Source organism: Micromonospora sp. NPDC049201 (assembly GCF_055586805.1).
Genome location: NZ_JBVJHM010000005.1, coordinates 315493 through 339150, shown reverse-complemented (window position 1 = coordinate 339150; position 23658 = coordinate 315493). Strand labels below are relative to the sequence as shown.

The following is a 23658-nucleotide window of genomic DNA, read 5'->3' as shown; positions in this document are numbered from 1 at the left end:
TCAGTCTGCCGCCAGCCGCGCCTCGAACAGACCACGCACCCCCGGCTCGGACCGCAACAACTCCAACGCCAGCTCCGCGTGCCCCGGCACGAACCCGTTCCCCACCAGCATCGTCACGTCCGCCGCCAGACCCTCCGCGCCCAACGCCGCCGCCGCGAAACTCGTCGCCATCGAGAAGAAGATCACCGTCCCGCCGTCCGCCGTGGCCAACACCGCGCCGTGCTCACAACCCGGCACGTCCACGCACACCACCGTCACGTCCGCCGGCACCCCCAACGCCGTGGTCACCGCCGACGACAACCCCACCGGATCCCGCGCGTCCGCCAACGCCACCGCGTCGGCCACCCCGGCCGCCGCCAGCGCGTCCCGCTCCGCCACCACCGGCACCACCCCGACCGTACGACCCGCGCCCGCGCGCCGCGCCGCCGCCAGGGACAACGACCCGCTCTTACCGGCCCCACCGATCACCGCCACCGACACCGGACGCGCGTCACCCTCCCGCGCCCGCCGCGCCACCTGCTCGGCCACCACCCGCGCCGTCAACGCCGGCGCCCCGCACACGTCCAGCACGGCCAGGGACAACTCCGGATGCAGATCCGCCGGCAGCACCGCGGCGATCGACCGGGCGAACAGGATCGCGTACCCGTCGCACGGCACCTGCTCGCTGCGCCCGTCCCACCGGGCCAGCCCGTCGGAGATCGTCAGCGGCGTCAGCGTCAACGACACCAGCGTGGCCACCCGGTCGCCCGCGCGCAGCCCCAGCGGGGACCGGCGGCCCGCCTCCTCCACCGTGCCGATCAGCATCCCGCCGGACCCGGTCACCGGGTTCTGCATCTTCCCCCGGGTCGAGATGATCTCCAGCACCTCGGCGCGGACCTTCTCGCCGTCCCCGCCGTGCTTCTCCGCCAACTGTCGGAAACTCGCCGCGTCCAGGTTCAGCCGCTCCACCCGGATCCGCACCTCGTTCGCCGCGATCCGCGGGTCGGCGTCCAGCCGCCAGGCCGCCTGCGGCAGCACCCCCGCCGGTTCCACGACTCGGTGCAGACCCACCGGTGACGTCACGCCGACCCCCTACGTCCAGCCGCCCGAACCCCGGGGTGGGGTTCGCGTCGCGGGAAAACTTACGGCAGACTAATTTCTTCACCGCAGATTTTCCAGTAGCCTTCGCAAGGTTGATCAAACCGCACCGCAGACGAGGAGGGGCCGTGACCCAGACCCAACCGGTGGAGACCATCCCGACGCCCCGCTCCACGCCGGTCGCCGTCCCCGCCGCCGGACAGCCCTACGAATACCGGCGCGCCCCCCTGGTCGAACCCGACTGGACCCGCTTCCCCGGCTGGCGCCACGTCACCCGCGAACAGTGGGAGAACGCCCAGTGGCAGCGCGTCAACTGCGTCAAGAACATCAAGCAGCTCCGCGCCGTCCTCGGCGACACCGTCGACGAGACCTTCTACGCCGACCTCGAAGCGGACCAGAAGGCCCTGGCCACCATGTCCATGCTGGTGCCGCCACAAATGATCAACACGATGGTGCCGTTCGCGCCCATGACCACCGAGGCGCTGCTCGCGGACCCGATCCGCCGCTACATGATCCCGGTCGCCTCCGACCGGCGCACCGACTGGCCGTCACACCCCTACGCCAGCCGCGACAGCCTCCACGAACACGACATGTGGGTCGCCGAGGGTCTCACCCACCGCTACCCCACCAAGGTCCTCGCCGAGCTGCTCTCCACCTGCCCGCAGTACTGCGGCCACTGCACCCGCATGGACCTCGTCGGCAACTCCACCCCCGCCGTCGACAAGCTCAAGCTGACGCTCAAGCCCGTCGACCGCTACGACGCCCACATCGCCTACCTCAAGGCCCACCCCGGCGTACGCGACGTGGTGGTCTCCGGCGGCGACGTCGCCAACGTGCCCTGGCGCAACCTTGAGTCCTACCTCATGCGCCTGCTGGAGATCGAAACCATCCGCGACATCCGGCTCGCCACCAAGGCCCTGATGGGTCTGCCCCAGCACTGGCTCCAGCCCGACGTCGTGGAGGGCCTCGAACGCGTCGCCCGCACCGCCGCCCGGCGCGGCGTCAACCTCGCCATCCACACCCACGTCAACCACGCCCAGTCGCTGACCCCACTGGTCGCCAGGGCCGCCCAGACCGCCCTCGACGTCGGCGTCCGCGACGTCCGCAACCAGGGCGTGCTGATGCGCGGCGTCAACGCCACCAGCGCCGACCTGCTCGACCTCTGCTTCGCGCTCCAGGGCGAGACCGGCATCCTGCCGTACTACTTCTACATGTGCGACATGATCCCCAACGCCGAGCACTGGCGGGTCCCGGTCTGGCACGCCCAGCAACTCCAGCACGACATCATGGGCTACCTGCCCGGCTACGCCACCCCGCGCATCGTCTGCGACGTGCCGTTCGTCGGCAAGCGCTGGGTGCACATGCTCACCGACTACGACCGTGAGCGCGGCATCTCCTACTGGACGAAGAACTACCGCACCTCGATCGAGTCCGCCGACCTGGAGGCGCTCAACAAGCGCTACGCCTACTACGACCCGATCGACACGCTGCCCGAGGCCGGCCAGTCCTGGTGGCACGCCCACCGCGACGACTGACCCGCGCCGACGCACACCCCGAAGGCGGGCCACCGGTACTCCGGTGGCCCGCCTTCGTCCGTCGTCACTTCTCGAACGCGTCCTTGACGTCGCGACCGGCCTGCTTCACGTTCTCCCCGGCCTGCCTGGCGCGCGCCGTGCTCTGCTCGCTGGCGCCCTCGGCCCGCAACCGCTCGTTGTCGGTCACGTCACCGATGCGCTCCTTGGCCATGCCGCTCATTTCCTGGGCCTTGTTCTTCGCCTTGTCGGTGAAGCTCATGTCGCCCTCCTCGTCTGGGCTGCGCGTTCCTCTTGTCGCGTCCCCGGTGTGTCGGAGTGCAAACACGTGCGGTGGCGCACCACCGCTAGGGCATCCTAGGACAATAGGGTGAAGGCAGGTGTCAGGCGGGTCCGGTACCCGCGTGGTTGACTGAGGCGATGAACGAGATCCTGCTGGTACGGCACGGCGAGACCACCTGGAGCGCCAGCCATCGGCACACCTCGTACACCGATCTGGAGCTGACCGCCGACGGCGAGCGGCAGGCCCGCGCGCTCGCTCCCCTGCTCGCCGGCCGACGCTTCGTGCGGGTGCTGTCCAGCCCTCGGCAGCGGGCCACCCGCACCGCGCTGCTGGCCGGGCTCACCGTCGACGCCACCGACCCCGAGCTGGCCGAGTGGAACTACGGCGAGTACGAGGGCCGCACCACCGCGGACATCCAGGAGGAACGACCGGGCTGGAGCATCTGGACCGACGGCGGCCCCGGCGGGGAGTCACCGAACGCCGTCGGCGCCCGCCTGGACCGGGTCCTCGACCGGGTGGTCCCGCTGCTGGAACACGGCAGCGTCGCGCTTGTCGGGCACGGCCACAGCCTGCGGGTGCTCGGGGCACGCTGGATCGGGCTGCCGCCGTCGGCCGGCGGGCTGCTGCGGCTGGACACCGCCACGCTCAGCGTGCTCGGTCACGAGCACGGCCGGCGGGTCATCCAGCGGTGGAACCTGCCGGCTCCGACGACGACCGGGACCGGCCCCGACCAGGCAGCTCGCCACTGATCTTCGGCGGCCGGTTCTCGTAGGGCGTGGACAGCACCACGGTGGTGCGGGTGGTGACGTTCGCGGCGATGCGGATCTCCTGCAACAGCCGTTCCAGATCGGCCGGGCCGGCCACCCGCACCAGCAGGAGATAGAAATCCTCCCCCGCGACCGAGTAGCAGGAATCGATCTCGGGCAGGTGGGCCAGCCGCTCCGGCGCGTCGTCGGGCTGCGACGGGTCGAACGGCCGGATCGCCACGAAGGCGGTCAACGGCAGCTCCAGCGCCTCGAACGACACGTGGGCGGCGTACCCCTTGATCACGCCGCGCTGCTCCAGCCGGCGGACCCGCTGGTGCACGGCGGACACCGACAGGCCCACCCGCTCGGCCAGATCCGTGTACGACAGGCGACCGTCCCCGGTCAGCGCCGCCACGATCGCGCGGTCGATCTCCTCCACGCGCTGCAACCTACCGGAGATAGCGCTCCCACGCCGTACCCGCCTCGCCGCGGTGACGCTCAGCGGGCCGTGCGGTCGCGGACCGCGTCGGCGGCGTAGTTCAACACCTCCACCATGTCCTCCTCGTCGAGGAACGGCAGATCGGTGAGGATGTCCGTGACGGACATGCCGTCGGCCAGCATGGCCAGCAGCGTGGCCACCGGGACGCGGGACTGCCGCACGCAGGGCGCCCCGCCCATCACGTCGGGGTCGGCGGTGATCCGGGGGAAGGTCACCGCGACAGGTTAGCCCTTCGCCAGGGCGCGGGAGATGACCAGCCGCTGGATCTGGTTGGTGCCCTCGACGATCTGCAACACCTTCGCCTCGCGCATGTACCGCTCGACCGGATGGTCGGCGACGTAGCCGGCGCCGCCGAGCACCTGCACCGCGTCGGTGGTCACCCGCATCGCCAGGTCGGTGGCGAACAGCTTCGCCTTCGCCGCCTCGATCGAGTACGGCCGGCCCGCGTCGCGCAGCCGCGCGGCGGCCAACAGCAGCGCGCGGGCGGCGGAGATGCCGGTGGCGTGGTCGGCGAGCATGAAGCCGAGGCCCTGGAAGTCGACGATGGCGCGGCCGAACTGCTGCCGCTGGCGCGCGTAGTCGACCGCGTAGTCCAGCGCGGCCTGCGCCAGGCCGACCGCGCAGGCGGCGATGCCGAGGCGGCCGGAGTCCAGCGCCGACATGGCGATGGTGAAGCCGGCGCCCTCGCCGCCGATCAGCCGCTCGGCCGGCACCCGGGCGTCGTCGAACGCGATCTGCGCGATCGGGGAGGCGTGCAGGCCCATGGTGCGCTCGGCGGCCTGCGGTGCGATGCCGGGCGTGGCCCGGTCGGCAAGCAGGCAGGAGATGCCCTTCGGGCCGGGCCCGCCGGTGCGGCAGAAGATGTTGTAGAAGTCGGCGACCCGGGCATGGGTGATCCACGCCTTGGTGCCGGTCACCACGTAGTCGTCGCCGTCGCGGACCGCCCGGGTGGTCAGCGACGCCGCGTCCGACCCGCCCTGCGGCTCGGAGAGGCAGTACGCCCCGAGCAGCTCCCCGCCGATCATGTCGGGCAGCAGCTTGCGCTGCTCGTCGGTGCCGAACTGCGCGAGGGGGTAGCAGGACAGCGTGTGCACGCTGACCGCCTCGGCCACGGCCAGCCACCGGCTGGCGAGGATCTCCAGCACCTGGAGGTAGACCTCGTACGGCTGGGCGGCGCCGCCGTGCTCCTCGGCGTACGGCAGGCCGAGCAGGCCGGCCCGGCCCAGTGTGCGCAGCACGTCCCGGGGGAACTCGGCCCGCTCCTCGAAGCCGGCGGCCTTCGGCGCCAACTCCCGGTCGGCGAGCTCGGTGGCGAGCTCCAGCAGGTCGTGTGCCTCGTCGGTGGGCAGGATCCGGTCGACGTTCATAGCGCGATGAGCTCCAGGGGTGGGTGAGCCGGTGCGGCGTCCGGGTCCGGACCCTGCCAGCTTAACGGTCGTTTGGGCGGCGGTGGGAGTCCGCGTCCCTGTCGTACCCGTGGTCCATGATCCTTGTCGTCACAGCGGCACGGAGCACGGGCCGGCGACGGCGTCCCGGCTTGCCCGGCGACGCCCACCGGCGGGAAGGTCGAAACGATGACGGAGCCGACGGACGCCGCACGGCGACGACGGAGCGTGCTGCGGGTCGCGCCCCCGGCGCGGGCCCGCAAGTTGGCCAAGGTGCCCTTCGTGGAGCTGGCCGACGGCCGATTGCAGGGGGTGGTGTCCAGCGGGTCCGACGTGGAGCGGGTCTACGTCTCCTCGGTGACCGCCGGCAGCCACGCGGTCAACTGCAGCACCAACAACAACCGCCCCTGCGGCGGCCTGCGCGGCAGCCTGCTCTGCAAGCACCTGCACGCGCTGGCCGACGAGGCCGTGCTCCAGTACGGCGTCGAACAGGTGGCCCGCTACCTGCGCATCGACACCGGCGACGGCGTCGACAGCGGCGTCGCGCTGCTGGCCCGCACCGACGCGCGGCACGAGCCCGGGCCGGCGGCGGTGGTGTTCAGCCGCTTCCTGCGCCACCTGGCCTACCTGGAGGTCCCGCCGAGCACCACGCCGGTGCCCGAGCTGCACTGGTTCCCGGCCACCGCGGCGGTGCGCTGATGCTCGCCGCGCAGCTCACCCGCCTCGACGACGGCGCACCCGCCGGGCTGGCCGAGGCGCTCGCCGTGGTCGACGGCGTCGACGACTCGCTGACCCGCGGGCTGGCCCGGCCGGGCGAGCCGGACGCCGCCGCCTGGGCGGCGCTGGCCGCCGCGGTCGACGGCACCCCGCTGGCCGAGCGCGCCGCCGCGGCGGTGCGCGCCGCGACCACCGGCGCGCTCACCGAGGACCACCTGGCCGTCCTCGCCGGCGCCCGCGCCGCGCTGCTCGGCGCCGTCCACGACGCGCTGCTGGACCGGCTCGACACCGCGCTGCACCGCTCCCGCGCCCCGTGGCCCGCCGCGCCGTCGGCCGCGCCGGGCGCCACCCCCGCCCTGGCCGGGGCGCGCGCCTGGCTGCACGAGCTGACGCTCGCCGGCTGGCGCGGCACCGACCACGAGCTGCTCTCCGGCGCCGCCGGGCCGGTGGAGGCCACGCTCGCCGAGCCCTCCCAGCGCCGCCTCGCGGTGCTGCTCGACGGTCTCGCCGCCGAGCTGCGCGCCGGCCTGCCGGTGACCGCCGCGACGCCGGCGCCCACCCGCCGGTGGGCCGACCTGTGGACCCGGGCCGTGCTGCTCGCCGCCGGCGCCGCCACCGAGGCCGCCCCGGCGGAGACGGTGTCCGGCCGGCTGCTGCCGCTCGGCGTCGACGTGCACGAGCACGACACCGCGTTCCAGGCGCAGCTGCACGCCCTGCTCGAACCGGCCGGCGGCGGTCCGGGCCGGCTGGTCCGGGTCACCGTCGTCGCGGCCAAGGTAGCCACCATCGTCGGCCCGGCCGGCTGGCGGCTGCTGGAGGCGTACCCGATCCTGCTCAAGGCCCTCGCCGAGCGGCGGGCCGTGACCGTCACCGACCTGCCCGCGCACGGCGGCGACCTGCACTGGGTCGAGGAGCGCGCCGTGCTCGGCGACCCCGCCGACCCGTTCGCCACCGCCCGGGTGCTGCTCGCCGACGCGACCGCGCCGGCCACCCCGCCGCTGCAACGCCACCCCGCCGCGCTCGCCGAACCGGTCCTGGTCGAGGGCCGCGTCGTCCGCGACGACGACGGTGACCCGGTGGTCGCGCTCGACGGCCGGACGCTCCCGCTGGCCGTCGACCGGCTGCCCGCCGCCGGGCCGCTCACCCCGGCGCTTCTCAACGCCGCCACCGCGTGCCTCGGCCTGCTCCGCTGGGACGACGGCCGCTGGCTGCTGCAACCACTCGCCGTGCGGGCCACCGTCAAACGGCAGACCGTCGAGGCGCACAACGGCGACTGGGCGTGCGGCGTCACCGACCCGAAGGTGGCCAAGGCCGAGGCGCGGGCCGGCGACGCGGTGGCCGTGCTGCGCGAACGCGCCGGAAGGTTGCTGCGCCGATGACCGCCGACCGCGACCACGCCAACCGCCGCCAGGTGCTCTACTGGCGACTGCTCGCCCGCCTGTTCCACCCCGACGAGCAGCCCGCGCTGGAATCCGCCAGCGTCGCCGTCGTCGACGACCTCGACCTGCCCACCGCGCTGCTGGACCCGGCCGTCTCCGTCGACACCGTCGTCCAGCGCTTCCCGGCGCTCGCCGACGAGCTGCGCGACCTGCTCACCCCCGACCCCGACGCACCGGCCGGCCCGTTCGAGCCCACCGAGACCGAGGTACGCCGGGCCGCGCTGGCCTCGAAGCTGCTGCTCAACGTGTTCGCCACCGGCGCCGGCGAGGTCAGCGCCGGGCAACTGGCCCGCTGGCAGGCCGACGCCGGCTGGTTCGAGCAGGCCTGCGGCGTCGCCCCCGGGGAGCTGCGCCGCGACGGGACCGGTCTCGGCGCCACACTCGCCGGCCTGGAGGGCGACCTGGTCCGCCGGATGCGCCTGCGGGAGGTGCTCGCCGACCCGGCGCTGGCCGCCCGGCTCACCCCGAGCATGTCCCTGATCGAACAGCTCCTGCGCGACAAGTCGAACCTGTCCGGGGTGGCGCTGGCCAACGCCAAGTCACTGATCCGCCGCTACGTCGACCAGGTCGCCGAGGTGCTGCGCACCCAGGTCGCGCAGACCACCGTCGGCACGGTCGACCGCTCGGTGCCGCCCAAGCGGGTCTTCCGCAACCTCGACCTCGACCGCACGATCTGGCAGAACCTCACCAACTGGAGCCCCGACGACGAACGCCTCTACGTCGACCGGCTCTACTACCGGCAGACCGCGCGGCGCACCACACCGTCCCGGCTCATCGTGGTCGTCGACCAGTCCGGCTCGATGGTCGACTCGATGGTCAACTGCACCATCCTCGCCTCCATCTTCGCCGGGCTGCCCAAGGTCGACGTGCACCTCATCGCGTACGACACCCGGGCGCTGGACCTCACCCCGTGGGTGCACGACCCGTTCGAGGTGCTGCTGCGCACCAACCTCGGCGGCGGCAACGACGGCCCGGTCGCCATGGCAATGGCCCGCCCCAAGATCGTCGAGCCCCGCAACACGGTCCTGGTCTGGATCTCCGACTTCTACGAGTTCGGCCGCTCCCAGCCGCTGTTCGACGGCATCGAGGCCGTGCACCGCTCCGGGGTGAAGTTCATCCCGGTCGGCTCCGTCAACAGCTCCGGCAGCCAGAGCGTCAACCCCTGGTTCCGGCAACGCCTCAAGGACCTGGGCACCCCCGTCATCTCCGGCCACATCCGCAAGCTCGTCGTCGAGCTGAAGAACTTCCTCACCTAGGAGAGCACCCCTGATGTCCGACATGCTCCGCGCCCCCGCCGAGGTCACCTACGCCGACGAGCTGGCCTACCTCGAGTCGGTCGACACCGGGCCGAAGCCGTTCTCCTGGCGCCTGAGCCCCCGCATGGTCCGGCTGTTCGTGCTCGGCTCCGAACGCGCCGACGGCCTCGACCGGGCGATCCCGCAGAAGTGGTTCGGCGACCGCAGCTTCGTCGAACGCAGCATCGTCACGCTCGCCTCCGACCGGGGCCTGCTGCTCATCGGCGACCCCGGCACCGGCAAGAGCTGGCTCGCCGAGCTGCTCTCGGCCGCGATCTGCGGCAACTCCACGCTCGTCGTGCAGGGCACCGCCGGCACCACCGAGGACCACATCAAGTACTCCTGGAACGTCTCCATGGTCATCGCCCGCGGCCAGTCCCGCGAGTCGATGATCCCCTCGCCGATCATGACCGCGATGGAGCAGGGCGTCATCGGCCGATTCGAGGAACTCACCCGCTCCACCAGCGACGTGCAGGACGCCCTCATCTCGATCCTGTCCGAGAAGTACGTCTCCATCCCCGAGCTGGACCAGGACAACATCGTCTTCGCCCAGCCCGGCTTCTCGATCATCGCCACCGCGAACAGCCGCGACCGGGGCGTCAACGACCTCTCCTCCGCGCTCAAGCGCCGGTTCAACTTCGTCCGCATCCCGGTGGTCACCAACAAGCGCAGCGAAGCCGAGATCGTCCGCTTCCGCACCGAGGAGCTGCTGCGCCGGCACCGCATCGAGCTGGAGGTCCCGCCCACCCTGCTCGACATCCTGCTGCAGAGCTTCGCCGACCTGCGCGCCGCCGCGTCCGCCGCCACCAGCGACGACGAGAAGCTCGAGTCGGCGCTGTCCACCGCCGAGCAGATCGGCGTGCTGGAGGACGCCGTCCTGCACAGCCAGTTCTTCGGCGACCGCACCCTGCGCGCCGGCACGCTCGCCGGGTCGCTGGTCGGCTCGCTGGCCCGACGCAGCCCGGAGGACCTGGCCATCCTCAACAAGTACCTGCACGGCGTCGTCGAGCCCCGGGCCAAGGCCGACGGCGGCGAGTGGGACGGCTTCCTCGACGGCGGCCGCCAGGCGATCGCGTCGCTGTCATGACCGCACCCGCCCAGACCGGCCTCTTCGGCGCGCTGCGCGAGCAGCTCACCGACGCCGCCGCCGCGTTCGCCGAGTCCCCCGACGCGCTCGCCGGGATCCTCGCCGGCATGGTCGACGACGTCGACCGGGCCCTCTGCGAACGGCTGGAGATCTTCCCGGTCTGCCACCACTCCCCCGCCTCCGCGCTGGCCATGGCGCGACGGCTGCGCGCCCACCCACCCAAGGTGATCTACCTCGAACTCTGCGAGGACCTGCGCCCCCTCCTCGACGAGCTGCGCAACTGCCGCCTCCCGGTGGCCGTGCAGGCGTTCGCCACCGAACTCGACGGCTTCCCCGCCGAGTGGAGCCCGCTGAGCGTCATCGCCCCGATCACCGAGGCCTCCGCGGAATACCAGGCCATCGCGTACGCGCTGGACACGCCCGGCGTCGAGCTGGTGCTGGTGGACCGCTCCACCGACCACGTCTTCCAGTGGACCCCGCGCGACGACCAGCCGGCCGACCCCGACCCGACGCCGGCCACCGACGAGGACGCCGCGCTGCACGGCGACGCGGTCGGCGTGGAGATCGGCGACCTGCGCCCCCGCTTCGCCGAACTGGAAGCCCACCTGCTGCACCACGGCAAGGTCCGGCACTGGTCGGAGTGGTGGGACCAGTACGTCGAACGCCCCCTCGCCGACGCCGACCACGACACCTACCGGCAGGTCATGGTGCTGATCGGCAGCCTGTTCCGGCGGCTGCGCCCCACCCGGTCCGCCCGCGACGACCGCGACGAGGACCGGGAACGCCACATGTGGACGCGGATGCGCCAGCACCTCGCCGCCTCCGGCGCCGACCCGGCCGACTGCCTCTACGTCTGCGGCGCGTTCCACGCCGCCAGCCACGTCGAACAGTTCGGCCTCGACTCCACCGCCCCGGACTTCCCGATCAGCCCCCGCACCGGCACCCGCTGGCGCTACGGCCTCATCCCGTCCAGCCACTCCGCCATCGAGGCGCAGTTCGGCCTCGCCCCCGGCACCGTCTCCATCGCGGCGGCGAACTGGGCCGCCGCGGTCGGTCGCACCCGGCTCACGCCGTACCGGCTGGCCGGACAGCAGACCGGCAAGAAGGGCCGCCGCACCCGGGCGACCCCGACGGCCACCTCGCCCGACGAGACCGCCGACCGGCTCAGCGGCTTCCTCGCCGCGCCGCCGGCGCTCGACGCGCTGGACGAGGCGGAACTACGCGGCTGGTGCGTCGACATCGTCCGACTCGCCCGCCGCAACGGCTACCTCGCCAGCACCGCCGACGCGATCGCCGTGTTCGAGACCTCGATCCTGCTGGCCAACCTGCGTAACCGGGCCAAGCCGACCCCCTACGACTTCGCCGACGCGGCGGTCACCTGCATCGAGAAGGACGTGGTGCCGGGCCGACGCGACGTCCGCCGGCTCTGCGAGATCCTGCTCGGCGGCGACCGCGTCGGCCAGGTCGGATACGACTCGCTGCCGCCGCTGGCCCGCGACGTGCTCGACCGGCTCCGCCCGCTCGGGCTCGACCTGGAGCGGCGTACCGTGCAGCGGGCGCTGCTCGACCTGCGCGCCGACCCGGCGCTGGAACCCTGCTCCGACCTGCTCTGGATGCTGCGCCACCTGCTGCCCGCCGACGCGGTCCGCCCGATCATGGGCGAGCGCCGCCTCGGCCACCGCTCCACCCAGGAGAGCTGGGACCTCGCCCTCGGCCGCAACCAACGCGCCCTCATCGAGCTGGGCTACGAGGGCGTCACCGTCGAGCAGGTGCTGGAGCAACGGCTGCGGCGCGCGGTCCGCGGCCCGGACGCCACCGCCGCCCGCGCGCTCGCCGCCGTAGAGGACGCCATCCGCCTGCTCGACAGTCCCCGGCTGGTCGACGAACTCGGCGCGCGGGCGGTGGAGCTGCTCGCGGCCGAACGCACCGTCGACGACGCGCCGGAGGTGCTGCGCCGCATCCGGCGGCTGCTCGCCCACCACCGCACCACCGCGCCGACGCTGCCGGCCTGGTGTCAGGCGTTCGTCACCACCGGGTACGCCCACTACTGCACGCTGCTGCCCACCGCGTTCGTCGACGAGGCCACCGGCGTCCGCCAGGTCGGCGCCATGCTCGGTTTCCTGTTCCACATGGAGAGCCTCGCGCTGTCGCTGGGCTGCGACCGGTCCCAGCTCGAACTGGCCGTCGCCCAGGCCCACCCCGAGGCGCCGGCGAAGCTGGCGCTGCTCTGGGCCGCCCGCCACCAGCTCGGCCTGCTGCCGCTGGCCCAACTCCGGGAGCACTGCGCCGAGCTGCTGGGCAACCCGCTGGTGGTGCCGGCGTTCCCGCAGTACCTGTCCGGGTTCGTGCACGCGCTCGACCCGGTGCCGGGGCTGGCGCCCTTCGTGGTGGAGACCATGTCGGCAGCGTTCGCCGGGCTGCCGGACGCGGTGCTGTTGCCGTGGCTGCCCACCCTGATCACCACGCTGCGGGAGCACGGCCCGGAGCTGGTGCCGCTGCTGGTCAAGGAGGCGGAGCGCACCTTCCCCGCCACGCTGCCCGAGCTGGACGCCTGGACACCGCCGTGGGCCGCCGCGCCCGCCGCGCCCACGGCGGCACCGCCGCCGGCCCAGCCGGGCCCGGTGAACGGCATGCTGGTCGGCCACCCGGACGCGCTGGACGCGGTGGCCGCGTTGCTCGGCTGCGACGCGCCGTGGCGCTCCCCCACCGGGCCCGACCAGCCGACCGGCGGCGGCTCGCCGCTGCTCGCCGCGCATCCGGACACCGCCGTCGCCGTGGTGGCCCTGCTGACGCCGGACCGGCCCGAGGTCAGTACGGGGTGACCAGGGGCCGACTGTCGTCCACGAAGTACGACGAGAGCATCCGGGTCTCGACGTCGCCGACGTTGCGCGCGTTGTGCACGACGCCCGGCGGGATCAGGAACGGCTCCCCGCCCGCCACGGCGAGCGCAGGCCGGTCGTCGAACTCCATCACGATGTCGCCCTGGATCAGATAGCCGACCTCCTCGCCGGGGTGGCTGTGCCGTCCCGACTGGCTGCCGACCGGAATCTGGAACAGGGTCTGCACGATCAGGCGGCCGGGCACCTCGGCGTGGGCGCGCTGCAACTCGGTGCGGGTGACGCCCTCGGTCGACGGCTTCATGACGGCGTGCTCCTCTCCGCGCGGCCGACCGGGCCGCAACCCGACGGTAACCCGATCCCCGCCGCGGTTCGGGCCGGTTGCCGGCGGCAGGCACCATGGAGTGGTGATCCGCTTCCTGCTGAACCTGTTGTGGCTCGTCTTCGGCGGCGGCATCGTCCTGGCCCTGGGCTACGGCGTGGCCGCCCTGATCTGCTTCGTCCTGGTCGTCACCATCCCGTTCGGCGTGGCCTCGCTGCGCCTGGCCTCGTACGCGCTGTGGCCGTTCGGGCGCACGCTCGTGCCGAAGCCGGGCGCCGGCGTCCCGTCCGGGCTGGCGAACGTGCTCTGGGTGCTGCTGGCCGGCTGGTGGCTCGCCCTGTCGCACATCCTCGCCGGGGTCGCGCTCTGCGTGACGATCATCGGTATCCCGTTCGGGGTGGCCAACTTCAAGCTGGTCCCGGCCGCGCTGTGGCCGCTCGGCCAGGAGGTCGTCGAGACGCCCTGACCAGGCCGTTCTCGCCCGCCCGCCGGGCAGCACCCGTCCCTGGTCGGTCCCTTTCGAGCTGATGGCGGAAACGACTCAGGGCCGCCACGGCTGCGGTGTCCGACAGCCAGGAGCAGCACCGTCGCGGGACGAACCGCCACGCCCCGCCGCCCGGGCGCGGCGGGCGACACGCTGGAGGCCGCCGACGGCCTGGACCGCGTCGCCGTGGCCGGGAACCTCGGTGGCCTGCTGCGCGTCGGGCGAGTCGTTGCCGCTCTCAGCTCGAAAGGCGCCACGGACGGCTGTCTGCCGCCGCGGGGCCGTGATTCCGACGCCATCACGTGCCTCCGCTGCGCGCCGCCGACGGGTCACACCCCCTACGGCATCCTAGGAGGATAGTGTGCTCGGCGAAACGACCGAATGTGGCTCGCGTTCCACCGCGGGTGACTACGGTCGGTGAGGTGGGGGGTCGGGACGGGGTGATCGAGGCGCTCAAGGCGGATCCGGCGCTCGCCGGGCTGCGTCGTTCGCTGGACTTCTACCACGGCGACCGGGCCCGCGAGGCCGCGCTGGACGCGTTCTACGCGCCGCTGGTGCGCGCCGGCGACCTGGTCCTCGACATCGGCGCGCACGTGGGTGACCGACTGGCCAGCTTCCGTCGACTCGACGCCCGGGTGGTGGCCGTGGAGCCACAACCGCTCTGCGCACGGGTGCTGCGCGCCCTGCACGCGGGCGACGAGGCGGTCACCGTGGTGGAGGCGGCCTGCGGGCGCACCACCGGACCGGTGCGGCTGCACGTGAACTCCGCCAATCCGACCGTCTCCACCGCCTCCCCCGGCTTCGTCCGGGCCGCCGGGCAGGCCGCCGGCTGGGCGGGTGAGACCTGGGACGCCGAGATCGAGGTGGCCGGCACCACCCTGGACGCCCTCCTCGCCGAGCACGGCGTGCCGGCGTTCATCAAGATCGACGTGGAGGGTTTCGAGGACGCGGTGCTGGCCGGACTGAACCGGCCGGTGCCGGCCCTGTCGTTCGAGTTCACCACCATCGCGCGGGACCTGGCCGGGCGCTGCCTGGACCGACTCACCGCGCTGGGCTTCACCGGGTTCGCCGTGGCGCTCGGTGACGAGATGGGATTCGCGCTGCCCGGCTGGCGGTCGGCGGCCGAGGTGGCGGCGTACCTGTGCGCGGTGCCGCACGAGGCGAACGCCGGCGACGTGTACGCGCGGAGCTGACGGCGTCCACTCGGCCAACCGCTTCGACATGGCATCGACGCTGCTCACCGGCTTGATCCACCCATCCGCTGCCCCGCCGCTTTTTTCAGGGCTCGAACTTAGCCGTGTTTCGTTATCTGCCCGTTATTGACGTGACCGGCGCCACTTCGGTTGACTGCCACGGAACCGCTACCGCAACCGGTTCCGAAACATCCCCCTCACCCCTGCGACCCGGGAGCGTCACGTGCCGATCACCATCGCCGACGTCGCCACCCGGGCCGGGGTGAGCAAGACGACCGTCTCGCGCGTGCTCAACGGCAAGGGCGAGGTGCACATCCGCACCGCCGACCGGGTCCGCGCCGTGATCAGCGACCTCGGCTATGTGCCCAGCGCCCGCGCGGTCGGCCTGGCCCGGGGGCGTACCCGGGTGGTCGGCATGCTGGTGCCGGCGCTGACCTGGCCGTGGATGGGCGAGGTGCTCCAGGGCGCGGCCGACGCGGTCGAGGCCGCCGGCTACGGCATGCTGCTGTTCACCTGCACCCACGGCGACGAGTCGATGCGCCGCTTCGCCTCCCAGGTCTCCGCGAAGTCCTTCGACGGCCTGCTCGTGGTCGAACCCGAGGGCACCCTGGACTACATCACCGGGCTGCACCGCCGCGGCCTGCCGGTGATCCTGATCGACGACCGCGGTCACCAGCCCGGCTTCCCGTCGGTGCGGACCACCAACGAGGCCGGCGCGCGGGCCGCCGCCGCGCACCTGCTGGCGCTCGGACGCCGACGACCGCTCGTCATCACCGGCCTGCGCCGGTTCGGCTGCACCCGCGAACGGCTCGCCGGCTTCGCCGGCGGCTACGCGGACGCCGGCGTACCCATCGAGCCGGCGCGGGTGGTGGAGGGCGACTTCACGTTCGAGTGCGGGCGCGCGGCGGTGCGCCGGCTGCTCGCCGACGGCGTGCCGTTCGACGCGGTCTTCGCGCACAACGACCTCTCCGCCGCCGGCGCGCTCCAGGCGCTGCGCGACGCCGGCCGCCGCGTCCCACAGGACGTGGCGGTGGTCGGCTTCGACGACCTGCCGCTGGCCGGGCACACCCACCCGCCGCTCAGCTCGGTGCACCAGCCGCTGCGGGAGATGGGCGCGGCCGCCGCCCGGCTCCTCATCGCCCACCTCACCGGCACGCCGCTGCCGGACACCCCGACCGTCATCCCCACCGGCTTCGCCGCCCGCGCCTCCACCCGCGTCACCTGAGCAGTCACCCCGCCGAACCCGGCGACCACACCGGCGGGCCCCGCCCGCCGGTGGCACCACCGCACACCCTCCATCCACCACATCCCGCCCGAGGACATGCGGGACCACCGAGGGAGACCTCCATGAGAAGAAGGCACCTCCTCGCCGTCGCGCTGGCCGGCGCGATGGTCACCACCACGGTCGCCGCGTGCGGCGACAGCCCGAACGCGAACAAGAAGAGCGGCCAGGCCGCGACCGTGCTGAACGTCGGCATGCCCAACGGCCCGCAGGCGGAGAACAACAATCCGTTCCTGACCACCTCGGCCGCGGCGTCGCTGGGCTACCGCTGGCAGATCTACGAGCCGCTGATGATGTGGAACCCGGTCAAGCCGGCGGACCCGTTCAAGCCGTGGCTGGCCAGCAAGGCCGAGTGGTCGGCGGACTACAAGTCGGTCAAGGTCACCATCCGTGACAACGCCACCTGGTCGGACGGGCAGAAGGTCACCGCCGAGGACGTGGCGTTCACCTACAACCTGGTCAAGAAGTTCCCGGCGCTCAACGACCAGGGCGTGCCGTACACGGACGCGGTCGCGACCGGCAACGAGGTCACCATCTCGATGTCCAGCCCGCAGTTCGTCAACCAGCAGAAGGTGCTGTGGCGGGTGCCGATCGTGCCCAAGCACCTCTGGGAGAAGATCGCCGACCCGACCACCGACCCGGTGAAGCAGCCGGTCGGCAGCGGCCCGTACACGCTCAAGTCGTTCACGCCGGCCACCACCACGCTGACCGTGCGGGACAAGGGCTACTGGCAGGACGCGCCGAAGGTGAAGGAGCTGCGCTTCACCTCGTACACGGACAACAGCGCGCAGACCACCGCGCTGGCCAACGGCGAGTCGGAGTGGAGCTTCGTCTTCATCCCCAACTACCAGACCGTGTTCGTGGCCAAGGACCAGAAGAACCACAAGGTGTGGGCACCGCCGGTGCTGGGCATCCACGGCCTCTACCTGAACACCACGAAGAAGCCGTTCGACGACCCGACGCTGCGTAAGGCGATGAACATGGTCGTCGACCGGGCGGACATCTTCACCACCGCCGAGGCCGCGTACTTCCACCCCGAGGTGAAGAGCGTGACCGGGCTGCCCAGCCCGGCCGGGGACCCGTTCATCGCGGCGGAGTACAAGGGCCAGGAGCACAAGGTCGACGTCGAGGGCGCCAAGGCGCTGCTCACCGGCGCGGGCTACAAGCTCGACGGCACCACGCTCAAGGACAAGGGCGGCAAGCCGGTGACGATCAAGTTGACCGACCCGGCCGGCTGGTCCGACTACCAGACCAGCCTGGAGATCGTGAAGGACAACCTGTCCAAGATCGGCATCGCGGCGACCATCGACAAGGCCAACCAGGACGCCTGGTTCCGCAACGTGGAGCAGGGCAACTTCGACGCCACGTTCCGGTGGACCGAGAGCGGCGCGACGCCGTACGACATCTACCGGACGATCATGGACGGCCGGGTGCTCAAGCCGATCGGGACCGCCTCGCCGGCCGGCAACTTCGGCCGCTTCGACGACAAGGCGGCGACCGACGCGCTGATCGCGTACGCCAACGCCACCGACGACGCCGCCCGCACCACCGCGCTCGCCACGCTCCAGAAGATCTTCGTCGAGCAGGTGCCGATGATCCCGGTCGGCGCGGACAACATCGGCGGCGCGTACAGCGTGAAGAACTGGACCGGCTGGCCGGACGACTCGAACCCGTACGGCGCGCTCCAGCCCACCCAGCCCAACGCGGTGGACGTGGTGCTGCACCTCAAGCCGACCGCCGGCTGACCCGGCGTCGTCTCCCCGGCCGGCGCGCCCGCCGGCCGGGGAGACGGTGCCCGCCCCTCACCCCGGCAACCCCAGACAGGAATTCGGCATGACGACGACCGAGAGCGCCCCGGCGCCGGCCGACGAGGTGGTGCTGGAGGCCGTCGGCCTGACCAAGCACTTCCCGGTCCGCCGGCGGCTGCGCGACCTCCTCTCCCGGACCTCGGCGGTGGTGCACGCCGTCGACGACGTCTCGATCGCGCTGCGCCGCGGCCGGGTGACCGCGCTGGTCGGCGAGTCCGGCTCCGGCAAGTCCACGGTGGCGCGGCTGCTGGCCCAGCTCTATCCGCGCACCGCCGGCGACATCCGGCTGCACGGCGTCCCGACCCGGGTCCGCGGCGGCCGGCGCTTCCGGGCGTACGTGCGCCGGGTGCAGTTGATCCTCCAGGACCCGTTCGCCTCGTTGAACCCGGTGCACACCGTGCGCTACCACCTCACCCGGTCGCTGCGCATCCACGGCAACGCCGGCGACGGCGCGGACGGGCTGGAGAAGGCGCTGGCCGACCTGCTCACCCGGGTCAGCCTCACCCCGCCCGAGCGCTACCTCGACGCGTTCCCGCACGAGTTGTCCGGCGGCCAGCGCCAACGCGTCGCCATCGCCCGGGCGCTCGGCGCGGACCCGGAGGTGCTGCTCGCCGACGAACCGGTCTCCATGCTGGACGTCTCGATCCGCCTCGGCGTGCTCAACCTGCTCCAGGACCTCAAGGACCGGCTGAACCTCGCCATCCTCTACATCACCCACGACATCGCCTCGGCCCGCTACTTCGCCGACGAGACGATCGTCATGTACGCCGGGCGGATGGTCGAGGGCGGCGACAGCGAGACGGTCACCCAGCGGCCGGCGCACCCGTACACCCGGTTGTTGATCGATTCGGCGCCGGACCCGGAGCGGATCACCGGCGCGGGCGCCGGCGGTGTCGCGGCGGCCGGGCCGGACCACGGCGAGCCGCCGAGCCTGATCCGCCCGCCGGCCGGCTGCCGGTTCCATCCGCGCTGCCCGCACGCCATGCCGCGGTGCGCCGCCGACCTGCCGCCGCCGATCCCGATCGACGACCGGCCCGGGCACTGGGCGGCGTGCTGGCTGTTCGACGGGGCAACCGTCGCGGCGGCGGAGGCAACCGTGCCCGAGGAGGCAGCCCGATGAGGTTCCTGCTGCAACGGGTGGCCTTCTACCTGTTCACCGCCTGGGCGGCGATCACGCTCAACTTCTTCATCCCGCGGATCGTGCCGGGCGATCCGGTGCAGTCGTTGATCTCCCGTAACCAGGGTCGGATCAGCGCCGACGCGATCGCCTCGCTGCGGGTGCTGTTCGGGCTGGACTCCGACCGCAACCTGTGGGAGCAGTACGTCGCCTACTGGGGGCAGCTCCTGCACGGCGACCTGGGCCTGTCGTTCACGTTCTTCCCGGCGCCGGTGTCGGAGGTGATCGGGAGCAGCCTGCCGTGGACGGTCGGTCTGGTCGGCGTCACCACGGTGGTCAGCTTCCTGATCGGCACCGCGCTGGGCGTGGGCGCCGGCTGGCGGCGCGGCTCGTGGATCGACGGGCTGCTGCCGGCCACCACGTTCCTCTCCTCGATCCCCTACTTCTGGCTGGGTCTGGTGGCGATCGCGTTGTTCGCCGGTCCGGGCAGCTTCTTCCCCTCCTCCGGCGGCTACGAGCCGGGGCTGGTGCCGGCGTTCGACGCGTACTTCATCCCGAGCGCGCTCCAGCACAGCATCCTGCCCGCGGCGACCATCCTGGTCTCCTCGATGAGCGGCTGGATCCTCAGCATGCGCAACATGATGGTCACCGTCGCCAGCGAGGACTACATCACGGTGGCGCACGCCAAGGGGCTCTCCGAGCGCCGGGTGGCGCTCAGTTACGCCGCGCGCAACGCGCTGCTGCCCAACGTCTCCGGCTTCGCGTTGTCGCTGGGCTTCATCGTCGGCGGCACGCTGCTGGTGGAGATCGTCTTCTCCTATCCGGGCCTGGGGTTCCAGCTCTTCCAGGCGGTCGGCAGCAAGGACTACCCGCTCATGCAGGGCATCTTCCTGATCATCACGATCTCGGTGCTGGTGGCGAACCTGCTCGCCGACGTCGCGTACCTGCTCCTCGACCCGCGGACCCGAAAGAGCTGAGCGATGACAATCTCCCCGTCGAGCATCGAGCAGGTCATCCCCGGCCAGGGCGCGATGGCGCAGCCGTCGGCCCGGGCGCGGCGCCGCCGGTTCCGCTTCGTGGCCAACGCCAAGGCCGCGACCGGCCTGGCCATCCTCGGCGTGTACGTGCTGCTGGCGGTCATCGGGCCGTGGATCGCGCCGTACGACCCGGACGCGCGAGGCGCGGACGTGCTCCAGGCGCCGTCGACCCGGCACTGGTTCGGCACCACCCACCTCGGGCAGGACATCTTCAGCCAGATCCTGGTGGGCGCGCGCAGCGTGATGGTGGTGGGCCTGATCGCCGGCGTGCTGGCCACGATCCTGTCCGTCCTGATCGGGGTGACCGCCGGCTACCTGGGCGGCGCGGCCGACGAGGGCCTCTCCGCGCTGTCCAACGTGTTCCTGGTGATCCCGGCGCTGCCGCTGATCATCATCGTGGCGTCGCTCGTCGACCAGGCCGGTGACCTGCTGGTCGCGCTGATCATCGGGCTCACCTCGTGGGCCTGGGGCGCCCGGGTGCTGCGCGCCCAGACGCTGTCGTTGCGCCGCCGCGACTACGTCGAGGCGGCGCGGGCCAACGGCGAGCGGACCTGGCGGATCATCGGCTTCGAGGTGCTGCCGAACCTGACCGCGATCATCGCCTCCGGCTTCGTCGGCACGGTGATCTTCGCGGTGATGTCGGAGATCACCCTGGCGTTCATCGGCATCTCCTCGGTCAGTTCCTGGAACTGGGGCACCATCCTGTTCTGGGCGCAGGGCCAGCAGGCGCTCGCACAGGGCGCGTGGTGGTGGTTCGTACCGGCCGGGCTGGCCATCGCGCTGCTCGGCACCGCGCTCGCGCTGATCAACTTCGGCATCGACGAGTTCGTCAGCCCCCGGCTGCGCACCGGCGGCCGGACCCGGATCCGCACCGCGGACGGCCGCACGGTCCGGATGCGCGTGGGGTTCACCCCCGTGCTGGCCCCGGCGGCGGCCCCCGTCCCGATGCCCGACACCCGAGAGGACCAGACCCGATGAGCGACCAGGTGCTGGAGATCCGGGGACTGTGCGTCGACTACGGCGTCGGCCCGGACGCGGTGCGGGCGGTCCGCGACGTGGACCTGACGTTGCACCGCGGCGAGGTGCTCGGCCTGGCCGGGGAGAGCGGCAGCGGCAAGTCCACCCTGGCGTACGGGCTGACCCGGCTGCTGCCGCCGCCCGGCGTGGTCAGCGGCGGCCAGGTGATCTACCACCCGGCCGACGGCCCACCGGTGGACGTGCTGACGCTGAGCCCCGCCCGGCTGCGCGAGTTCCGCTGGGCGGAGACGTCGATCGTGTTCCAGGGCGCGATGAACTCGCTCAACCCGGTGCACCGGGTCTCCACCCAGCTCCTCGACGTGATCAGGGCGCACGAGCCGAGGAGCACCCCGGCGAGCCGGCGGGCCCGCGCAAAGGACCTGCTGCGCCTGGTCGGGATCGCCGCCGACCGGCTGGACAGCTACCCGCACCAGCTTTCCGGCGGCATGCGGCAACGCGTCATGATCGCCATGGCGCTGGCGTTGGAGCCGCAACTGGTCATCATGGACGAGCCGACCACCGCGTTGGACGTGGTGATGCAACGGCAGATCCTCGGCCAGCTCACCGAGCTGCGCGAGCGGCTCGGCTTCGCGGTGCTGTTCATCACCCACGACCTGTCGCTGCTGGTCGAGTTCTCCGACCGGATCGCCATCATGTACGGCGGCCGGATCGTCGAGGAGGCGCCCGCCGCCCGGCTGTACGCCGAGCCGCTGCACCCGTACACCGAGGGGTTGCTGCACTCGTTCCCGGCGCTGCACGGGCCGCGCCGGGAGCTGACCGGCATCCCCGGCTCCCCACCGGACCTGCGCGCCATGCCGGCCGGCTGCGCGTTCCACCCGCGCTGTCCGAAGGCGTTCACGCCGTGCGACGAGCGCCTGCCGGTGCTGGGCCCACCCGGTGTCGACGATCCGACCCGGGCCGTCGCGTGCTGGCTGCACCCGGCCGTCGCCCCCCTGCCCCGCTGAGAAGTCCGAGCCCACCGCTACCGCGAGGAGAACCATGGACACCGACCTCAACCGCCCGAGCGTCGATCAGGCCGACCCGATCGACACGCTGCCGCCGACCTTCCGGTGGGGGGTGGCGACGTCGTCGTACCAGATCGAGGGCGCGGTGGCCGAGGACGGTCGCACGCCGTCGATCTGGGACACCTTCTGCCGGGTCCCGGGGGCGGTGGCCAACGGCGACCACGGCGACGTGGCCTGCGACCACTACCACCGGATGCCGCAGGACGTGGCGCTCATCGCCGACCTGGGGCTGGACACCTACCGGTTCTCGGTGGCCTGGCCGCGGGTGCAGCCCGGCGGGCGCGGGCCGGCCAACACGGCCGGGCTGGACTTCTACGACCGGCTGGTGGACGAGCTGCTCGGCCGCGGCGTGGACCCGTGGGTGACGCTCTACCACTGGGACCTGCCGCAGGAGCTGGAGGACGCCGGCGGCTGGCCGAACCGGGACACCGCGTACCGCTTCGCCGACTACGCGGAGCTGGTCTTCGCCGCGCTCGGCGACCGGGTCCGCACCTGGACCACGCTCAACGAGCCGTGGTGCTCGGCGATGCTCGGGTACGCCTACGGCGACCACGCCCCCGGCCGGCGGAACCTGGGCGACGGCATCGCCGCCGCGCACCACCTGCTGCTCGGGCACGGGCTGGCCGGCCAGCGGCTGCGCGCGGCGGCGCAGACGCCGATCGAGCTGGGGCTGACCGTGAACCTGTCCACCGCCGACCCGGCGACCGACAGCGCGGCGGACCGGGACGCGGCGCGGGCGGCGGACGGGCTGGGCAACCGGCTCTACCTGGACCCGGTGCTGCGCGGGTCCTACCCGCAGGACGTGATCGACGACCTGGCGGCCGAGGGGGTGCGGATCCCGGTCGAGGACGGCGATCTGGACGTCATCGCCACCCCGATCGACGTGCTGGGCGTGAACTACTACTTCGGGCAACTCCACTCCGGCGTGGACGAGCAGGGGCGGGAGCGCGACGACGACGGCCGACCGGTGCGCCGGGTGGTCCGCCGGGACCTGCCGCGCACCGCGATGGACTGGGAGATCGTCCCGGAGTCCTTCACCGACCTGCTGGTGCGACTGCACCGCGACTACCCGGGCGTGCCGATGGTGATCACCGAGAACGGCGCGGCGTTCGACGACGAGCCGGACGCGGAGGGGTTCGTGGCCGACGACGACCGGGTCGGCTACCTGACCGAGCACCTGCGGGCGGTGGCCCGGGCCCGGCAGGCGGGCGCGGACGTGCGGGGCTACTTCGCCTGGTCGCTGCTTGACAACTTCGAGTGGGCGTACGGCTACGACAAGCGGTTCGGCATCGTCCGGGTGGACTACGACACCCAGCGCCGCACCCCGAAGCGCAGCGCGCTGTGGTACCGCGACACCGTCCGGCGGGCGCGCGAGCGGCGCTGATCCGACCTCCGGGGCGGCCGAGCGGGAGCTTCCCGGGCGGCCGCCCCTTTCTTTCACGTCTTGACATAAGCCCGGAACAACGGTTCGCTCAT

22 protein-coding genes are annotated in these 23658 nt (G+C 72.6%); 16 read left to right on the top strand and 6 right to left on the bottom strand.

Annotated elements, in window-relative coordinates:
- Positions 1-1062: an L-erythro-3,5-diaminohexanoate dehydrogenase gene (gene kdd / locus ACZ6O5_RS13475; protein WP_465977012.1), complete on the bottom strand. Its 1062-nt coding sequence runs from the start codon at positions 1060-1062 to the stop codon at positions 1-3.
- A 143-nt stretch (positions 1063-1205) separates the two neighbouring features.
- Here kdd and ACZ6O5_RS13470 point away from each other — a divergent pair, with 143 nt between their 5' ends.
- Positions 1206-2612, top strand: coding sequence for a KamA family radical SAM protein (locus ACZ6O5_RS13470; RefSeq protein ID WP_374709240.1), 1407 nt, complete (start codon positions 1206-1208; stop codon positions 2610-2612).
- A gap of 64 nt (positions 2613-2676) precedes the next feature.
- Here the strand turns inward: ACZ6O5_RS13470 and ACZ6O5_RS13465 are convergent, their stop codons facing one another.
- Positions 2677-2871 (bottom strand): CsbD family protein, encoded by a 195-nt coding sequence (locus ACZ6O5_RS13465; RefSeq protein ID WP_396758058.1) that lies wholly within the window; start codon positions 2869-2871, stop codon positions 2677-2679.
- A gap of 158 nt (positions 2872-3029) precedes the next feature.
- Here ACZ6O5_RS13465 and ACZ6O5_RS13460 point away from each other — a divergent pair, with 158 nt between their 5' ends.
- Complete coding sequence (locus ACZ6O5_RS13460) at positions 3030-3641, top strand: histidine phosphatase family protein (RefSeq protein ID WP_465977010.1); 612 nt, start codon at positions 3030-3032, stop codon at positions 3639-3641.
- Here the strand turns inward: ACZ6O5_RS13460 and ACZ6O5_RS13455 are convergent.
- From ACZ6O5_RS13455 to ACZ6O5_RS13445, 3 genes are read right to left on the bottom strand one after another with little or no spacing between them, the layout of a single operon-like run.
- The gene (locus ACZ6O5_RS13455; RefSeq protein WP_465977009.1) at positions 3571-4077 is read right to left on the bottom strand and encodes an Lrp/AsnC family transcriptional regulator; all 507 of its coding nucleotides are present in this window, start codon (positions 4075-4077) and stop codon (positions 3571-3573) included. The genes ACZ6O5_RS13460 and ACZ6O5_RS13455 overlap by 71 nt on opposite strands.
- A gap of 59 nt (positions 4078-4136) precedes the next feature.
- Positions 4137-4352, bottom strand: coding sequence for a DUF433 domain-containing protein (locus ACZ6O5_RS13450; RefSeq protein WP_107156812.1), 216 nt, complete (start codon positions 4350-4352; stop codon positions 4137-4139).
- Between the two features lie 9 nt (positions 4353-4361).
- Positions 4362-5504, bottom strand: a complete 1143-nt coding sequence (locus tag ACZ6O5_RS13445) for an acyl-CoA dehydrogenase family protein (protein WP_465977007.1) — start codon at positions 5502-5504, stop codon at positions 4362-4364.
- 246 nt (positions 5505-5750) lie between these two features.
- Here ACZ6O5_RS13445 and ACZ6O5_RS13440 point away from each other — a divergent pair, with 246 nt between their 5' ends.
- From ACZ6O5_RS13440 to ACZ6O5_RS13420, 5 genes are read left to right on the top strand one after another with little or no spacing between them, the layout of a single operon-like run.
- Positions 5751-6221, top strand: a complete 471-nt coding sequence (locus ACZ6O5_RS13440; RefSeq protein ID WP_465977236.1) for a hypothetical protein — start codon at positions 5751-5753, stop codon at positions 6219-6221.
- The gene (locus ACZ6O5_RS13435; RefSeq protein ID WP_465977005.1) at positions 6221-7618 is read left to right on the top strand and encodes a hypothetical protein; all 1398 of its coding nucleotides are present in this window, start codon (positions 6221-6223) and stop codon (positions 7616-7618) included. Before ACZ6O5_RS13440 ends, ACZ6O5_RS13435 begins: the two co-directional genes overlap by 1 nt.
- Positions 7615-8934, top strand: a complete 1320-nt coding sequence (locus ACZ6O5_RS13430) for a VWA domain-containing protein (RefSeq protein WP_465977003.1) — start codon at positions 7615-7617, stop codon at positions 8932-8934. Before ACZ6O5_RS13435 ends, ACZ6O5_RS13430 begins: the two co-directional genes overlap by 4 nt.
- 13 nt (positions 8935-8947) lie before the next feature.
- On the top strand, positions 8948-10060 hold the full coding sequence (locus ACZ6O5_RS13425) for an ATP-binding protein (RefSeq protein WP_465977001.1): 1113 nt from the start codon (positions 8948-8950) through the stop codon (positions 10058-10060).
- The gene (locus tag ACZ6O5_RS13420; RefSeq protein WP_465977000.1) at positions 10057-12882 is read left to right on the top strand and encodes a DUF5682 family protein; all 2826 of its coding nucleotides are present in this window, start codon (positions 10057-10059) and stop codon (positions 12880-12882) included. The genes ACZ6O5_RS13425 and ACZ6O5_RS13420 overlap by 4 nt, the downstream gene beginning before the upstream one ends.
- Here ACZ6O5_RS13420 and ACZ6O5_RS13415 read toward each other — a convergent pair.
- Complete coding sequence (locus tag ACZ6O5_RS13415) at positions 12869-13201, bottom strand: cupin domain-containing protein (RefSeq protein WP_465976998.1); 333 nt, start codon at positions 13199-13201, stop codon at positions 12869-12871. The two genes, ACZ6O5_RS13420 and ACZ6O5_RS13415, sit on opposite strands and share 14 nt — an antisense overlap.
- A gap of 103 nt (positions 13202-13304) precedes the next feature.
- Between ACZ6O5_RS13415 and ACZ6O5_RS13410 the strand changes: the two genes are divergently transcribed.
- From ACZ6O5_RS13410 to ACZ6O5_RS13370, 9 genes are all read left to right on the top strand, one after another.
- Positions 13305-13685 carry a YccF domain-containing protein gene (locus tag ACZ6O5_RS13410; protein ID WP_199199704.1) on the top strand — a complete coding sequence of 127 codons (381 nt, stop codon included), beginning with the start codon at positions 13305-13307 and terminating at the stop codon, positions 13683-13685.
- Positions 13686-14125: 440 nt separating this feature from the next.
- The gene (locus ACZ6O5_RS13405; protein WP_465976996.1) at positions 14126-14896 is read left to right on the top strand and encodes an FkbM family methyltransferase; all 771 of its coding nucleotides are present in this window, start codon (positions 14126-14128) and stop codon (positions 14894-14896) included.
- Positions 14897-15119: 223 nt separating this feature from the next.
- Entirely contained in the window at positions 15120-16121 is a 1002-nt protein-coding gene (locus ACZ6O5_RS13400; protein WP_465976994.1) for a LacI family DNA-binding transcriptional regulator, read from the top strand.
- Positions 16122-16243: 122 nt separating this feature from the next.
- On the top strand, positions 16244-17923 hold the full coding sequence (locus ACZ6O5_RS13395) for an ABC transporter substrate-binding protein (protein WP_465976992.1): 1680 nt from the start codon (positions 16244-16246) through the stop codon (positions 17921-17923).
- Positions 17924-18011: 88 nt separating this feature from the next.
- Entirely contained in the window at positions 18012-19106 is a 1095-nt protein-coding gene (locus ACZ6O5_RS13390) for an ABC transporter ATP-binding protein (protein WP_465976990.1), read from the top strand.
- Positions 19103-20080 (top strand): ABC transporter permease, encoded by a 978-nt coding sequence (locus tag ACZ6O5_RS13385; protein WP_465976988.1) that lies wholly within the window; start codon positions 19103-19105, stop codon positions 20078-20080. Before ACZ6O5_RS13390 ends, ACZ6O5_RS13385 begins: the two co-directional genes overlap by 4 nt.
- A 3-nt stretch (positions 20081-20083) precedes the next feature.
- Entirely contained in the window at positions 20084-21118 is a 1035-nt protein-coding gene (locus ACZ6O5_RS13380; RefSeq protein ID WP_465976986.1) for an ABC transporter permease, read from the top strand.
- Positions 21115-22122, top strand: coding sequence for an ABC transporter ATP-binding protein (locus tag ACZ6O5_RS13375; RefSeq protein ID WP_465976985.1), 1008 nt, complete (start codon positions 21115-21117; stop codon positions 22120-22122). Before ACZ6O5_RS13380 ends, ACZ6O5_RS13375 begins: the two co-directional genes overlap by 4 nt.
- A 34-nt stretch (positions 22123-22156) precedes the next feature.
- Positions 22157-23566, top strand: coding sequence for a GH1 family beta-glucosidase (locus ACZ6O5_RS13370; protein WP_465976983.1), 1410 nt, complete (start codon positions 22157-22159; stop codon positions 23564-23566).
- Positions 23567-23658: the final 92 nt, after the last annotated feature.